Source organism: Bacillota bacterium LX-D, assembly GCA_031628995.1.
Taxonomy (GTDB): domain Bacteria; phylum Bacillota; class DUOV01; order DUOV01; family Zhaonellaceae; genus JAVLUO01.
The window spans coordinates 116,089-131,023 of the sequence record JAVLUO010000004.1 but is presented as its reverse complement, the minus strand read 5'-3'; the positions used below and the strand labels follow the sequence as shown (position 1 = coordinate 131,023).

General features: G+C 37.1%; 15 protein-coding genes, 2 pseudogenes and 1 riboswitch. All 17 genes and pseudogenes read right to left on the bottom strand.

Features of this window, described 5'->3' with window-relative positions:
- Nucleotides 1-19 precede the first annotated feature (19 nt).
- Nucleotides 20-436 carry a 4Fe-4S dicluster domain-containing protein gene (locus RDV78_05675; GenBank protein MDS1029984.1) on the bottom strand — a complete coding sequence of 139 codons (417 nt, stop codon included), beginning with the start codon at nt 434-436 and terminating at the stop codon, nt 20-22.
- Nucleotides 436-1,434, bottom strand: coding sequence for a methylenetetrahydrofolate reductase (locus tag RDV78_05670; protein MDS1029983.1), 999 nt, complete (start codon nt 1,432-1,434; stop codon nt 436-438). The genes RDV78_05675 and RDV78_05670 overlap by 1 nt, the downstream gene beginning before the upstream one ends.
- Complete coding sequence (locus RDV78_05665; GenBank protein MDS1029982.1) at nt 1,434-2,099, bottom strand: methylenetetrahydrofolate reductase C-terminal domain-containing protein; 666 nt, start codon at nt 2,097-2,099, stop codon at nt 1,434-1,436. Before RDV78_05665 ends, RDV78_05670 begins: the two co-directional genes overlap by 1 nt.
- A 71-nt stretch (nt 2,100-2,170) precedes the next feature.
- Complete coding sequence (locus RDV78_05660) at nt 2,171-3,493, bottom strand: 4Fe-4S binding protein (protein ID MDS1029981.1); 1,323 nt, start codon at nt 3,491-3,493, stop codon at nt 2,171-2,173.
- Nucleotides 3,490-4,551 carry an FAD-dependent oxidoreductase gene (locus RDV78_05655; GenBank protein ID MDS1029980.1) on the bottom strand — a complete coding sequence of 354 codons (1,062 nt, stop codon included), beginning with the start codon at nt 4,549-4,551 and terminating at the stop codon, nt 3,490-3,492. Before RDV78_05655 ends, RDV78_05660 begins: the two co-directional genes overlap by 4 nt.
- A 427-nt stretch (nt 4,552-4,978) precedes the next feature.
- A pseudogene (locus RDV78_05650) lies at nt 4,979-5,157 on the bottom strand (IS481 family transposase).
- 265 nt (nt 5,158-5,422) lie between these two features.
- Nucleotides 5,423-5,782 (bottom strand): sulfite exporter TauE/SafE family protein, encoded by a 360-nt coding sequence (locus RDV78_05645; GenBank protein MDS1029979.1) that lies wholly within the window; start codon nt 5,780-5,782, stop codon nt 5,423-5,425.
- Between the two features lie 254 nt (nt 5,783-6,036).
- On the bottom strand, nt 6,037-6,531 hold the full coding sequence (locus RDV78_05640) for a BON domain-containing protein (protein MDS1029978.1): 495 nt from the start codon (nt 6,529-6,531) through the stop codon (nt 6,037-6,039).
- Nucleotides 6,532-6,592: 61 nt separating this feature from the next.
- A pseudogene (locus RDV78_05635) lies at nt 6,593-6,984 on the bottom strand (ThiF family adenylyltransferase).
- 114 nt (nt 6,985-7,098) lie between these two features.
- On the bottom strand, nt 7,099-7,539 hold the full coding sequence (locus RDV78_05630; protein ID MDS1029977.1) for an MOSC domain-containing protein: 441 nt from the start codon (nt 7,537-7,539) through the stop codon (nt 7,099-7,101).
- Nucleotides 7,508-8,017: a cyclic pyranopterin monophosphate synthase MoaC gene (gene moaC, locus RDV78_05625; protein MDS1029976.1), complete on the bottom strand. Its 510-nt coding sequence runs from the start codon at nt 8,015-8,017 to the stop codon at nt 7,508-7,510. The genes RDV78_05630 and moaC overlap by 32 nt, the downstream gene beginning before the upstream one ends.
- Before the next feature lies 1 nt (nt 8,018).
- Entirely contained in the window at nt 8,019-8,975 is a 957-nt protein-coding gene (gene moaA / locus RDV78_05620) for a GTP 3',8-cyclase MoaA (protein ID MDS1029975.1), read from the bottom strand.
- A 3-nt stretch (nt 8,976-8,978) separates the two neighbouring features.
- Complete coding sequence (locus tag RDV78_05615; protein MDS1029974.1) at nt 8,979-10,889, bottom strand: molybdopterin biosynthesis protein; 1,911 nt, start codon at nt 10,887-10,889, stop codon at nt 8,979-8,981.
- Between the two features lie 14 nt (nt 10,890-10,903).
- Nucleotides 10,904-12,127, bottom strand: coding sequence for a molybdopterin molybdotransferase MoeA (locus RDV78_05610; protein MDS1029973.1), 1,224 nt, complete (start codon nt 12,125-12,127; stop codon nt 10,904-10,906).
- Nucleotides 12,128-12,628, bottom strand: a complete 501-nt coding sequence (gene mog, locus RDV78_05605) for a molybdopterin adenylyltransferase (protein ID MDS1029972.1) — start codon at nt 12,626-12,628, stop codon at nt 12,128-12,130.
- Between the two features lie 46 nt (nt 12,629-12,674).
- A complete protein-coding gene (locus RDV78_05600; GenBank protein ID MDS1029971.1) occupies nt 12,675-13,376 on the bottom strand; it encodes an ATP-binding cassette domain-containing protein in 702 nt (233 codons plus the stop codon).
- Between the two features lie 9 nt (nt 13,377-13,385).
- A complete protein-coding gene (locus RDV78_05595; protein MDS1029970.1) occupies nt 13,386-14,012 on the bottom strand; it encodes an ABC transporter permease in 627 nt (208 codons plus the stop codon).
- A gap of 765 nt (nt 14,013-14,777) precedes the next feature.
- Nucleotides 14,778-14,895, bottom strand: a riboswitch (molybdenum cofactor riboswitch).
- Nucleotides 14,896-14,935 lie beyond the last annotated feature (40 nt).

The window sequence follows — 14,935 nt, the reverse complement described above, 5'->3', positions numbered from 1 at the left end:
CTCCTTAAGTGTTTTATCGCTACTCAACTTTTTGCATAATCACACTTCGATTATTGTTGATAAATTCGCGAATTTTGTTAATCCGTTGCTTCTTAATCTCATCTTCTAGTTGATTAAATTCCTGAACAAATTCGTCCGTAACATAACCTTGTTCCAAAGCCATTTGGCGTAGAACCCGCATAACATCGGCAAAACGCACATCTTGCGGGCAATGCGCCACACAGATATGACATTGGCTGCATAACCATAGTTCCGGAGACGATAATAATTCTTTTTCCATACCCAATGAAATCATCCGCATAATTTTTCTGGGATTATAATCAGGATCCAAAAGACTAACAGGGCATCCCGCCGTACAGGTTCCACACAAAAAACATAAATTAACTTGTTCCCCTCCGGGCATTAAAGCAATTCGATCTTTCAACTCGGCAGGCATTATTCTCCCTCCCTCTGATTTGTCATTTCTTTCTTAACCTCTTCTGGTATAGGCCTTGGCAGTAGTCCTGCTCTTTTAACTACTTCTGGTACAATACTTTCCCAGCCTACGGCCATAATATGAATACCATGAACGCCTTCAATTTTTTGCAATCCTTTAATTAAGTCTAAAGCAATTTCAACGCCTTCTGCTTCAACCGCTTTTTTCACTTCAGCAGCAGGAGCATCCGGTCCAGCGCTGGCTGCGGCATTTCTCATTCTAGTAATTAAATTATCAGGAACATATACACCTGCAACCTTTTGAGTCATTTCTAGTGATTTTACTGATTTATTAACAATTATCCCAGCTAAGATATATGCTTTTTTATGCAAACCAGCAGCTCTAACAACTTCCATCCATTTAGCAAATTTTTCAATATCATAAATAGCCTGAGTTTGAATAAACTGTGCACCTGCCGCAATTTTCTTATGTAAGCGAATCATTTGCAGCTCTTCAGGCTCTCCAAATGGGTTAGCCGCTACACCTAAGAAAAATTCAGCAGGCTTTTTACTCTGAGTGCCACTAATAAAAACCTTATCGTCTCTTAGTTTTCTTAATGATTGTACTAATTGAATAGAATCAATGTCATAAACATTCTTGGCCTGAGGGTGATTGCCAAACACTTGGTGGTCTCCTGACAGACACAATAAATTTTTCAACCCTAATGCTGAAGCCCCAAGCAAATCACTTTGGATAGCAATACGGTTACGGTCACGACAAGTCATTTGGACAATAGGTTCAATGCCTTCCTGCAAGCAAAGATATGCCGCAGCTATACTTGACATACGGACAATAGCTGTTTGATTGTCTGTTACATTTACCGCATCGGCAATATTCACTAACTCACGAGCCTTTTGTCGTACGTTTTCCGCATCGGCGCTCATAGGCGGACCAACTTCAGCAGTTACAGTAAAATGTCCTGCTTCTAAAAGCTGCTGTAGTCTGCTTTTATCTACCATTATTCACCTGCCTCCTTTACGACTCGTCTAGGTCCTCCATCTCGACTGGTGCTCCAATTTTTGGGTTCTATAATTTCATAAAGATTTTCTAACTTACCTATCTTTTTCAAACGGTTATAAATAAGCTGCCATCCACAGTCTATGTCAGGACTAACTTCACATTTGCCATTTTCAGAGCCACCACAGGGGCCATTGAAGTTACTTTTAGAACAACGTGCTACTGGACATACTCCCCCAGTTTTTTCTAAAATACAGTCGCCACAGCCTTGGCACATTTCCGTCCAAATACCAACATCCTGTGTCACACCAATGAACTTTGTATTTAAGGCAGGCAGTATTATTTTCTCAGGGAAAATTTGAGCCATGAATTGAACTCCTGCACCGCAAGCCATAGATAATACGACATCTGCTTGTTCAATTTGAGTACCGAATTCCTCTAAAAATTCACTATCACATTGCCTTTTAGGAGCAATTACTTGGATATTAATATCGTGCTTTTGCTCACTGCTTCTTGCGGATAACAATGCTGCCAAATCAAGCGCTTCTTTTTCCCCGCCAGCCATGCACACAGTTACACACGTTCCACATGCTGCAAGTATGATGTTACTATAACCCTCTAGAGATTGAATAATCTCTTCAATGGGTTTTTGCTCCGCTACAATCACAGGCAAGTACTCCTTTCTAAACTAAAATATTTGCATTATTTTCTAACTAGCAACTATTTTTTGAATTGCCTTTAAATGCTAGGCTTAAGAAATTTACTAACTCCAGCTCCCATAGCCGGGGAAAGTTCGATCAGAGCAACTCCGTTTTCATCCATACCAGCTGCTTTCAACATTGCCTGAACATTTTTAACTACATTACCAGCATGATTTTTCCCTTCAAAGTGACGGCAAGCTTCATCAACACAAACAGCTATTAGCACCTTTTTGGTTTTTCGTAAAGCCTCAAGTATTATATTTTCTGAAAGTTCACTGCCACAAGCTAAAGGTACATAATTCTTAATGCCTGCTTCTTCTAGAGCTGTCTGGGCCGAATTTTTACAACTGAAAATTGTACAGTTTTCAGCTATCGAATTCTTATCGCAGCCATTAGCCAATTTTATGGCGTTTGCCGGACAAAAAGCAGCACATAGGCCGCAGCCGGAACACGCTTCTGTTAAATTTTTCATGGCAGCTTTATCAAGATCAGGGGTCATGGCACCGTGAGGACAAACACGATAGCACGTATAGCAAAAAGCACATTTTTCTGCATCAATTAAAACATGTTCTTCATTAGAAGGGCTGTTAATATCCTTACATATTTCCGCCCAAATCTGTTCCAGTTGCTGTTCGCAACGGCTCCACTCCAAGGAATCTCCCTGAAAATCTAGAACAAATACCCCTTTTCTGTTGGTCAGAACCGGGTATAAATAAAATTTTTCTTCGGAAAGAATTCCTTGATCGTCAACCTTTAAACGCAGCTTTTTAGCAATAGTTTCTGCATCATTATTAGGTAAATTAGCTTGGGCTATTATCAAATAAGCTTGAGGGAAACATATTTCCCCATAATCATCCCAAGCCGTTAATTTTACACAGTTATTAGCCAATTCTTCAAATTCGACTTGCTGGTATTTAATAAAAACAACTCCAGCTTTTCTTGCTTCTCTATAAAGTTCTTCATAGCCAGCAGATGCTGTTTTCATCAAGCGAGCTAGATAATAGACTTTTTGTTTTTCTTCAGAATATTTTAAAGCTGCTTTTAAGGCCATTTGAGTTATATAATCAGGAGATTCACTTGAATAGTCTAAAAGAAATACAATTGGACATTGACTGCCCTTTGCGGCATAATTATGTTCTGTAAGAATTGTTGTAGGCTTATTTAAATATAATACATAATCTACTCTTTCTGATTTTTGTGCAGAGTTAGAAATAAAATTAAGTACAAAATCTCTTTTTTCTCCCTTTAAACTAGTGATTTTTTCCTCATGATCAACCAAAATAGGAGTTAAACCATAGGACTGCAGTTTTTCAACAACTTTATTTGGTATCTTATAACTACCAATAACTGCTATTTTCATAGAACCGCCTCCGCCCCCTCTATTTCTTTTAAGCCGGATTCAGCAACTGTCTTAAATTGCAAATTACTTTGGGCTGCGATTTTACGAGCTGTTAACAAGGCTTCACTATAAGTTTCCTCTATTTTGGCAGGTCCTTTGGCACAACCTACGACGTATATTCCTGTTTTTGCACTATCCTTAATAGTTTTTAAGAACCCCTTTTGGTCGACAGCCAATTGACAAAGTTCTGCAAGTTCTTCAGTTGAGGCAGAAGGCCTAATACCCTCTGTTAAAACTGTTAAATCAGTCTCTAATCGCTGCAGCCCAGTTTTTCCTGGATGTTCATAAAGAATGAAATCTGGTTCGCCTTTATTTATACTTACCGGACGACATTTTATAAATTCAATGCCTTCCTGCACTAGCTCATCGAAATAATTGCCCTTTTTAACTTGTTGTAAATCCATATAAAAGAAAGTAATCTTTGTTTCAGGATGCAATTTTTTAATAGCTAGTGCCAGGCGAGTCGAGTAACCGCAGCAAACCTTGGAGCAATATGTGGCTCTTTCTTTTATATTCCTTGAGCCAAAACATTGGATAAATGCAATAGTCCTCGGCGGATCTTCAAAAAAAGCATCTAAGCTACGATCTTTGGCAATCTTTTCTAATTGACTGCCAGTTATTATTTTACTTCCAGGTTCAACTTCAAGTTGAGCGCAGGACAAGCTTGAGAATTCAAAACCTACTGCTACTACTAGACTGGTAATATTGCTTATTTGTTCACTCCCTTGGGGACCCTCAATGTTAATTTGGATATTCGGATACTCCCCCGTCACTTCGATTAGTTTATGCTTTAACCTAAGATCAATTTTTGAGTTAGCCTCAACTGCTTTCCATAAACCTTGGCTTAAACATAACCCGCAGTTGTTGCATTTACCTGATGCCTTACAGCCATAATCTCGGACCTTCCCCCCAAGCCTATCGGATTGCTCTACTAAAATTACTTCGAACCCCAGATTGGCTAATTCTAATGCTGTAGTACATCCTGCAAGTCCGCCACCCAAAACAACAACTTGTTCCACTTTATCACCGCCTAACATATTTTAGTAATCAACGGTCCAATCTTAAAGCAACAATTTTAGACCAAATTTGTAAAACAAATTCTGACAATTCAGATGATTTAGATAAATTATATCTTAAATAAAGCTGTTTCTCCAGGTTAAGAAAATATTGTTTCTAGTACTATTTTATGATAAGTTTATTTGCCTTTTTAATTGAAATAATAAGCAACGTACTTAATGTTTAAATTATTAAAAAAGCTTTCCTTCATAAGGCCTACATCCGTTACAATAATAATTGCACTGGATGCTACAAATACATTTTGGTTAATAACCCCAATGGAATAATTGGTGTTGCAAATTATATAATCATAATTACTAGACAAGTAACCCCAATTTTTTTAAAATAAGCACGCAATATATATTCCCTGCCAGCCTGGGCTACTAACTGCATAACCCAAAATTCTATTGTCTTGGGGGCAAATTCTTTTAAGCCGTAGCGAGGCACATCGTGGGGGTGACTGGCGATTTGGGCGAGATAATCTTTCTGGCTTGCAACTTGTCCATTCAAAATGGGTCAATTAGTCCGTAACGAAATAGGGCAATTGCTTCTCTTGCTTTTTCATCCATTTTTTCTTACTCCTCATAATGTTTTTTTGTAGCTAGCCGGCTAGAAACTCAGGTAACAGGAAGGTCGGTAAGAGAGAAATAGTTTTGCGGCAGGAGGGGCAGAAGTACCTGCAAGATGCTCACCCTTGTCTTAGGCTAACGGTTGGCACTATCAACCCCCGTATCGGACTTTCACCGACGAGCAAGCGCCCATGCTGGGCGCACAAAAAATAAACCTCCAAATAACTTTAGAGGTTTATTGCCAAAATATATTAATTAAGTCATCTTACTTGCTAAAAAACATTTTAGCTGCAACGAATAGTAAAGACAAGGCAAATCCTTTTTTTAAAATGGTAACTGGAAGTTGATGAACAATTTTAGCACCTAACATAGATCCTATTAGAACTGCTACACAAATTAGAATAGCTGCTTTTATATCTACATTGCCTTTTCGATAATATTCTAAAAAAGCTAAAATTCCAACTGGGGGAAGTAAAATGGCTAAGGAAGTTCCTTGAGCTTTAAACTGGTCAAAACCACAAAAATACATTAGAGCCGGAATAATAATAATTCCTCCCCCAATGCCGAATAAACCACTTAATGTACCTGCGACTAAACCGATTATTATCAATACTAGATTAAACATATTTATAACTCCATGATTTTTAATATCTTCTAGTTTATACAATTATTATAGCAGATTTAAATATTCATTTAACTATAATGCCAAATATTAATGAATATTTCCGCTAAGTAGGAATCAAATTGTGTTCCGCTATTTTGATAAATGATTTCTAACGTTTCATCAAAATTTAATCGTTTACGATAAATGCGTTGAATTGTCATGGTATCCAAATGCCTAAAGGTTAAAATAAAAAAACCACAAATTTCTTCGTGGTTTTAGTCCTTATCATTATTAACTTGGGAATGAAAAATGTCCTTTAAACTTAGTTCCTCGCTGCCTGTTTCAACTTGATTGATAACTCTCGTAACACCTCTTGCTTTGGAGGCCGCCTCTATAGCAGCATTTATTTGTTCCGGGTTATCAGTATGACCCTTAAGTATTACAGTGCCCTTAGAATCAACATTTCCTATTCCTACATGATATAAATCTACTCTTGGGTCTATTTTTAACTCTTCTTCTACTTCTTTATAAACGTCCTCTTCCCTAATAGCACCATCAGTACTAATTGCAACTGCATTTTCTACGTCCTGCACACCGGGGATTTGCTGTAAAAGCCTTGCAGCCTGCTGTTTATCAGCTAAAGTATCTACAACACCTTGCAATAGTATTTTTCCTTGAACTACATCAGCATGTAAATTATAATTACGCAAATTTTTATCATTATTTAAGATCTCGCGAACCTTTCTTTGCACCTTAAGATCATCCTGCATTACATTCTACCACCTTTTTTATTTTTTAAACTCTTCCTAGTATGTCCAGTTAGAATGCTGCTTATTTTATAATAAAACATGAGTTATCTGGAAAAATAAAAATGAAGTTACGAGAAAGGTGGTCCCCATCTTTTTTGTATATTTTATTTAAAGTCTTTTCACCGGGCAGCACAGTTATAATCCGGCCATACCAACATCCTATAGCTCCATGAACAAGAGGAATATTTAATTCTTCTGCAGCCTTTTGTAAGACGAATCTAGTTTTAATATTATCTACTGCGTCAACAATAACATCTTGTCCTTTTAAAACATCTAGCACATTTCCTTCACTTATGTCTACCATTAAACCTTGCAAAATTACCTTTGAATTAACGGAAGACATCCTAGCCTGAGCAGCGGTTACTTTGGGCTGTCAATTACAGTAATGAAACCTACACCCAATCTCCCCAACATTTCTAGAACATAGCCGCCAATGCCTCCGCAACCTACTACACAAACTCAACATTTTCTAAGTTTTTTTGTTTTCCTCAGCACTTAAAGACAATAAATTTTTAGAGTATCCGTCCATTAATCCGCTCCTAAAACCTTAATCTCATCTCCGGTTCTTACTTTACCTGATTTAATAACCCTTGCAAAAATACCTTCTTTAGGCATGATACATTCCCCAACCTGCTCTCTGATAGCGCATCCTTTATGACATTCTTTGCCAATTTGGCTAACCTCCATTTCCGTTTCACCTACTTGGAGTCTAGTGCCTACAGGCAGTTGATATAAATTTATACCTTCTGTTGTAATATTTTCTGCAAATTTACCAGTGCAAAACCCATCTAAACCTAAATCCTTCATTTTATCTATACTTTCCTTACCTAAAAAGCTGACTTGTCTCTTCCAATTTCCGGCATGGGCATCACCTACTAAGCCATGTTCTACTTCAAAAAAACCTTCTTCAATAGGCCATTTGGGCACACCTTTTTGTTCACTTATGTTCACTGCCACTACTTTCGCCATCGGACAATCCCCTTTCGAATAACCCTGATTTTCCTCCGCTTTTTTTAACTAACATAATATTCTTAATTGTCATCTCTCTATCAATAGACTTGCACATATCATAAATAGTCAGTGCAGCTATGGAGGCAGCTGTCAAAGCTTCCATTTCTACTCCTGTTTGTCCCACATTCTTGACTGTGGAGGTTATATCTATCTTATTATTTGCAAAATCCAATTGAAAACTAAGGTCACACCCTGATAGCATTAGAGGATGACACATTGGTATTATTTCCGAAGTTTTTTTCGCCCCCATAATCCCTGCTACCTGGGCAACTGCTAATACATCTCCTTTCTTGATTTTACCATTAGATATTCTTTCTAAAGTCTCTCTTTTCAGATGGACACTGGCAAAAGCAACAGCTTCCCTTGCCGTTGAATCCTTTGCGCTTACATCCACCATTTTTGCTCTGCCCTCTTGGTTAATATGTATTAATTCCATTCTATCCTCCAATTTGAAACATCATTTTTTGAGATTGACTATTATTGCTTTTACTTAAATGATGCTCTTTAGGTTTTTGAAAAATAGCCTTTTTTAACTGTTGAATTAAATAAAGGTTATTGCTAATATTATTTTTTAAGTTTATTTCTTCATTTGAATGTAAACAAGGTTTAATGGATCCTATTGAAGTTAAACGAATTTTATTGCAGTTGCTGCAGAATTTACAGCTTAGGGGACTAATTAAACCAATGGTACCTATGCCGCCCTTAGTACGATATAACTTGGCAACACCACCTGCATCATCTTTTAAAGGCACCAGTGCAGAAAAAGAAGCTTTTATTTCTGCACAAGTCATTATAGATTCTTTTAAGCTACTGGCTTCACCAATGGGCATTAGTTCAATAAATCTCACGCTAACAGGATAAAATTTTGTTAAGTTGATAAAATCAGCTATTTCCTTATCATTTATACCTTTCAGTAAAACAGTATTAATTTTGATTGGATTATAGCCAAGCTTCAGACAATAATCTAAAGCTTTAATAACATGTTTTAAATTTCCTCCTCTCGTGATCACCTTATATTTTTCAGTATTTAAAGTATCTAAACTAAGGTTAATCCTTTTCAGGCCCGCCTTTTTAAGCTCTTTTGCTAAATCGTAAAGTAAAATTCCATTAGTAGTCAACCCAATGTCTTCAATACCGTTAATTTCAGCAGTTTTAGCAATTAAATGTTCTACATTTTTTACTACTAAAGGTTCTCCCCCAGTGAATCTAACTTTTTTAACACCTAAAGCTGCAGATGCTCTAATAATTTTTTCAAACTCTTCGAATCTTAAAATATCTTCATGTTTTTTCTTTTCTATACCTTCTGGTGGCATACAGTAAATACATCTTAAATTGCACCTATCAGTTAAAGAAACTCTTAGATAATTTATTTCTCGGCCATATTGATCTAGCATTATTCATTCTCCTAAATAAATAATTTTGCATAGCTCACTAGTATCGTATCCACCAATTTTTTCGATTTCTGTCTTAAATTTATGAAGCTTCATCACTTCAATGATTTTTTGAATCATTGCTAAATTAAGATTCTCCTTAGGCAAGGCTAAATCATATTCTTCGTTCCAGAGAGGAACAAATTCAAGGCCCATAATTTGGGCAGCAGAATATATCCCTAAGCCACAATCTGCATCCCCAGCTGCAATTTTAGCAGCAACACCTAAATGGGTATAATCTTCTCTATCATAGCCATTGATTTGCTCGGGCATAATACCTAGCTTCTCAAGCTGATAATCCAATAGAATTCTAGTTCCTGATCCCCTTTGGCGGTTAACAAATCTAATTTCTCTTCTGCACAGGTCTGCAATTTTCTTAATGCCTAGGGGATTATTTTTTGCCACAATTAATCCTTGAACCCTTTTGACAAATTTAAGCAAACATATTTCCTGTTTCGGTAAATATTTTTGGATAAAGCTTATATTATATTCTCCAGATTGAGAATCTAATAAATGAATTGGGGCTAAATGGCACTCACCATTTCGAAGGGCTAAGATTCCTCCAAAGCTGCCAACATGAGTACTTGCTAGGGAAAAAGGACTCTGCTCATGCAACAAATTAGCGAGCAAATCCATAATGGGATCGTGGCTGCCAATGGAAAGTATGGTGTTTTTTATCTTTCGTTTTGGCCTTAGTAAAGTTACATCTACTGTTGTTCCACCCTCAATGCCCTCAATATTTTGAGGTACTTCCAAAATACCATCAGCATTTACAAGAGACATAGTTACACCAGCACCTCTGTTTAATGGGGCGGCAATAATTTTATCAGCAACGCAACCTAATTTAACCCTTACAAATTCGTGGTATTTTAAAGAAGACATTAATCGTTTGCTTAAAACAGCTTTGGTTTTTGTCTTAGGTTCTAACTCTACATTGATAAACTCTGCTACTATTTTTTTAACTATATATTCCATGACAAAATATGCTGAAACTGGATACCCTGGAATGCCCAGCACAGGCTTTCCCTGAATCTTACCTAAGATAGTTGGTTTGCCAGGTTTGATAGCAATTCCATGGACCAAAACCTGCCCTAATTCCCCTATAACTGCGGATGTATAGTCCTCTCTCCCAGCTGAAGAGCCAGCATTAATTAAAAGCAGGTCACACTCTTCAATTGCCTTGGCTACAGCAGTTTTTATTTGTCCGTAATCATCCTTAACAATTGGATATCTTCGAGGTATGCCACCGTATTCTTTAATTTGGTTTGCAAAAACCCTTGAATTAAAATCGATAATATTTCCTTCTGCCAATTTTTCACCAGGATCTACGATTTCTGTGCCCGTAGGGATAATTCCCACCACGGGTCTGCCATATACTTCAATCTGGTTAACACCACCTGCTATAACTGCCCCAATATCAACTGGTCTAATTTTATGCTTTGAGGGAATGATAAGTTGGTTTTCAATAATATCCTCACCAATGGGCCTAATATTCTGCCATGGCGTAGCAGCACTGTAAATTTTCACGTGATTTTCGTCGTATTTAATCAAATCCTCTACCATTATTACTGCATCAAAATCCTTAGGGATAGGATCGCCAGTATCAACAACAACATAATCTACATTTTTTTTCAAAATAATCTGATTATTTTCATTAGCCTCTTCTGTTAAGCTACTTTTCGTGGCAATTCCGTCCATTGCAGCAGCATTATAAAAGGGTGATGATATTGCTGCATAAACAGGCTTATAGGTAACTCTGTCTAATGCATCCTCTGTTTTTATCAATTGGCTTCTACCTACTATTTTAACCTCGCTAAAAAAGAGTTTTATAGCCTCATTAATTTCTATATTAGATAAATAAATGTTTTTACTCTCCATAAATTTCACCCTTTTTAAAATTGATATACTAAAACCTGCTGTTCTGCTTTGATACCTTCCAGATTTCTGCCTATTATTATGTATCCGTAGGCTTTAGCAAAGCCCGAAATTAACCCAGATTTTACTAGCAAAGGCCGAGCGTATAGCTTATTCTGCCGAACTTCTAAAGTAACAGGTAAATATTCTTCTCTTCCTTTGGCCTTATGATAATCAATACTGCATAAACAGTTTAGAGGGTATTGTTCTTCCGTTAAATCGTAAAATCGTTTAATGCAATGCATTACCAAAATTTTAAAAATCACTGCACAAGCTAAAGGATGTCCCGGCAGTCCAAAGATAACTTTATCTTGGCACTTAGCTACTATTGTAGGTTTACCCGGTTTAACTGCTAGTCCATGGGTAAGTATTTGACTATTCTTTTGTCCTTTGATAACCTTTACAGTCTGATCTTTCTTACCTACAGAACTTCCACCTGAAATTAGGAGAAGATCACATTCCTTTATTCCTTTTGTAACAGTTTGGAACAATAAATCATAATCATCCTTAATTACTCCGTAAAGAACAGGTTCACAACCTGCTTCGATAATTAAAGAATGTAAAAGATAGGTATTAACATCTCTAACTTTTCCCTGCGTTATTTCTTCATCAATATCAATAACTTCGTCTCCTGTAGAAATAATTCCAATTTTTATCTTTTGACAAACTTCTACGTTTTTGATACCTAGACTTGACAACATTCCAATGTCGTAAGGTTTTAACTTTCTCCCTTTTTTTAAAACTAAATCATTAATCTTAATATCCTCTCCTATTGCTACCATATTCTTTTGTGGGGGGGTGGGATTAGCAATGAGGATAGTGTTTTGATCTAGCTTTTCTGTATGCTCAATCATTGCCGCACAATCACTGCCTTCAGGCAACATGCCTCCGGTAGGTACATAGACACACTCGCCTCTATTCAGACGGTAGGTAGAAGCTTCCCCCATTTTAACCTCCCCCACAAGCTTTAGTATTGCAGGTATGGCTTCACTGGCACCAAAAGTATCTTTTGAATAAAGTCCATAGCCATCTACTGTTGAACGCCGAAAAGAAGGTACATTTTCCTTAGCAATAATAGAAGAAAATAATATTCTAGACAAAGCATATTTAATATCTACTTCTTCTCGTTGAGCTGAAAATGTAAAGCTTTGATCAATAATCTTTTTAGCTTCATCAACTGTCTGGACAGTAAAAAGTTCCATTTAAGCACTTCCTCTTTTGGCACATTCATTAGCTTTTCCAATTAATATTTCTATTCCATGTTCAAGGGCCGGCAAAATTGTTTGCAGGTTTTCTACAGCTCCCTTAGGGCTTCCCGGTAAATTAATAATCAAGGATTTATTTCTAATACCTGCAATTGCTCTGGAAAGCATAGCATGTGGAGTAATCTCTAAAGATTTCATTCTCATTGCCTCCCCAAAGCCAGGCACTTCTCTTTGAATGACTTCTTTTGTAGCTTCTGGAGTTACATCTCGAATAGAAAAGCCCGTTCCCCCATTAGTCAGTATTACATTTAATTTAAGTTCATCAGACATGTATATTAACTTTTCTTTAATAATTTGAATTTCGTCAGGGACAACACAATACTGCTTTACAACATAACCTTCTTTTTCTAATACCTCTTGAACAGCTGGCCCAGTTTTATCTTCCCTTTCGCCTCTCGAACCTTTATCGCTTACTGTTAAAATGCCGATACTATACATTGCTTCACCCCCCTAGTAGGTAGTTTAACTGCTTTATTTCAACAAATTAAGTGTTGCGTACACGCTTATTTAATATTTTGCGAATCAGGTCATTTTGCGGATTTTGCAAAATATCCTTTGGTTGGCCCATTTCAATAACCTTACCTTTATCCATAAAAATTATTATATCCGCCACCCTTTCAGCTTGATAGTAATCATGGGTCACCATTACAACGGTCTTATCATTGTCAACCATTTTCCTAATAATATTTTCGGCTTGAAAAGTACTTTCAATATCCATCCCTGATGTGGGTTCATCTAACAATGTCAAATCCGTTTCTAACACAGCAGTCCTTAAAAGACAAATTTTTTGAATTTGTCCCCCTGATAGCAAATGGGCTTTTTTATTTAAGGGAAATTGTAAATCAAAAAGAGCAATATATTTTTTTGTTAACTCTTCCCTTTGCCTGTAAGGAACCTTTCGTATTTTAAGACCAATTTGAATATTATAGAGCACACTCCCCAAAAAAAGATATGGGTATTGTTCCATTAAAGAAATATTTTCTTTAATTTCTCCTAATTTTTTATGACCAGCATAAATTATTTCGCCACGTGTAGGTGAAGTTACACCTGCCAAACATTCCACCAGTGTTGTCTTTCCACTGCCATTAGGGCCAAGAAGACAATATAATTTTCCGCTTTGAAGATAAAGTTCATGGACATTAATGGCTATTTCCGTACCATATTCTTTCTGTAGTCCTTTGATCATTACGTCCAATCATTCACACCTCTTTAGTAAATGTAAAAAAGAATTAACGGCAAAAGAGATTATAAGTAAAACGATACCTATAAATATGGCGTTTTGAAACTCCCCTTTTCCGGTCTCTAAAGCTATATAAGTAGTCATTATTCTAGTAAACCCTTTAATATTACCTCCTACTAGCATAGCTGCACCTACTTCGGAAATCGCCCTTCCAAAACCAACTGTCACTGCCGTTATTAGTTGAAGCTTATTTTCTCTAAGCACTATTTTTAGAATATCCGACTCATTCGCGTTTAAAGCCAAACAAGTTTTCCTAATTTTTAGGATATTTTTGTCAACTGACGATATAACCAGCCCAAATATAAGTGGAAAAATTAAAAGAGTCTGTGCAATAATCATAGCTTCAGGGGTAAACAACAGTTCCAATGCTCCCAAAGGACCCCGGCGTGAGAGTACCAAATACACCACCAGTCCAATGAGTACTGGAGGTGTACTCATTAGCGAATTTGTTATTTTAATAACTAACTGCTTCACTGGAGTGTTCTTCATAGCAAAAGGTATACCCAAAAGTATGCCCAAAATAGAAGCAATTAAAGTTGAAACAACAGAAACATATAAAGATAGGAAAATGATCTGACTCATTTCTGCAAAATTAATATTAATAGCAATATCCAATAAAATCACCTTTTGGCCAGATTGAAAAATCGAGTAAGGTAAAGCCGAAGTAATTTGCTTGGGCTTTATCCTTCTCACAGAACCGTACGTACGAGCCTCGTATACGGCTCCTGATAAACCTCAGTCACTTCTCGCAGAAGGGAGACAAAACGCCGACATTGTATGTTTCCAAATCAATTAACCCTATTTCCTTAAACCAACTGTTTGGTAAGGCCATACTTTTCAATGGGCTTGCGGAATTACGCCGGGTTGTCATAGATATTTTCTCAAACTGACCTTTATACTCTCGCCTCTGCTTCATTCTGAGCCTTCGTCTTATCCATCCTATGAGTTCCCGGAAAAGTGTTTTGCAATTTGCAACTCTCACATTGGACTATCCGGTCTCTTACGGTAGGAATACCGAGGGGTCTCATCCCTCCATCCGGTTTTTCTTGAGCCTACCTATTCTCTAGGATAGTGCCGGGCTTCCCCGATTAAGTTTGCTTACCTGAACTTGAACGCATCCGTCCTAACTAATCAGGTTACCCGCCTGACTAACCAATCTTGGTTTGCTTGCGCTATGTTCCAAGTTCCCCCTTCGGCTTCCTTCAGACCCCACAGTTACCAGTAACGCCCTTGCTTACGAGTTATCTTCCTGCCGGTTAGGCGATAGGGCTTCTTTCAGCCCATCGGCTCAGCAAACATGCCGGGCAAATTAAAAAGCCCCTTCCATATACATGAAAGGAGAATAAATACTTAGTAATACATTCTCCTTTTCAAAAATGGAAGGCAGGTTGGTTTCCCTTCCTACCCTAACGGCAAATGCTCCATAGTCCCCCTTAGGAGCATTTGCTCGGAGAATAAAATATGAGTTTAGATAACCTTTGTTTCACCAAAAAATTCTTTAAACT

What these genes read in the sequence shown, in the direction of transcription:
- RDV78_05615 (MDS1029974.1), bottom strand. Translation starts at nt 10,889, where the DNA reads ATGGAGAGTAAAAACATTTATTTATCTAATATAGAAATTAATGAGGCT.
- moaC (MDS1029976.1), bottom strand. Translation starts at nt 8,017, where the DNA reads ATGGAATTAATACATATTAACCAAGAGGGCAGAGCAAAAATGGTGGAT.
- RDV78_05670 (MDS1029983.1), bottom strand. Translation starts at nt 1,434, where the DNA reads ATGGTAGATAAAAGCAGACTACAGCAGCTTTTAGAAGCAGGACATTTT.
- RDV78_05630 (MDS1029977.1), bottom strand. Translation starts at nt 7,539, where the DNA reads ATGGCGAAAGTAGTGGCAGTGAACATAAGTGAACAAAAAGGTGTGCCC.
- RDV78_05610 (MDS1029973.1), bottom strand. Translation starts at nt 12,127, where the DNA reads ATGGAACTTTTTACTGTCCAGACAGTTGATGAAGCTAAAAAGATTATT.
- RDV78_05600 (MDS1029971.1), bottom strand. Translation starts at nt 13,376, where the DNA reads ATGATCAAAGGACTACAGAAAGAATATGGTACGGAAATAGCCATTAAT.
- RDV78_05645 (MDS1029979.1), bottom strand. Translation starts at nt 5,782, where the DNA reads ATGTTTAATCTAGTATTGATAATAATCGGTTTAGTCGCAGGTACATTA.
- RDV78_05675 (MDS1029984.1), bottom strand. Translation starts at nt 436, where the DNA reads ATGCCTGCCGAGTTGAAAGATCGAATTGCTTTAATGCCCGGAGGGGAA.
- RDV78_05640 (MDS1029978.1), bottom strand. Translation starts at nt 6,531, where the DNA reads ATGCAGGATGATCTTAAGGTGCAAAGAAAGGTTCGCGAGATCTTAAAT.
- RDV78_05595 (MDS1029970.1), bottom strand. Translation starts at nt 14,012, where the DNA reads ATGAGTCAGATCATTTTCCTATCTTTATATGTTTCTGTTGTTTCAACT.
- moaA (MDS1029975.1), bottom strand. Translation starts at nt 8,975, where the DNA reads ATGCTAGATCAATATGGCCGAGAAATAAATTATCTAAGAGTTTCTTTA.
- RDV78_05660 (MDS1029981.1), bottom strand. Translation starts at nt 3,493, where the DNA reads ATGAAAATAGCAGTTATTGGTAGTTATAAGATACCAAATAAAGTTGTT.
- mog (MDS1029972.1), bottom strand. Translation starts at nt 12,628, where the DNA reads ATGTATAGTATCGGCATTTTAACAGTAAGCGATAAAGGTTCGAGAGGC.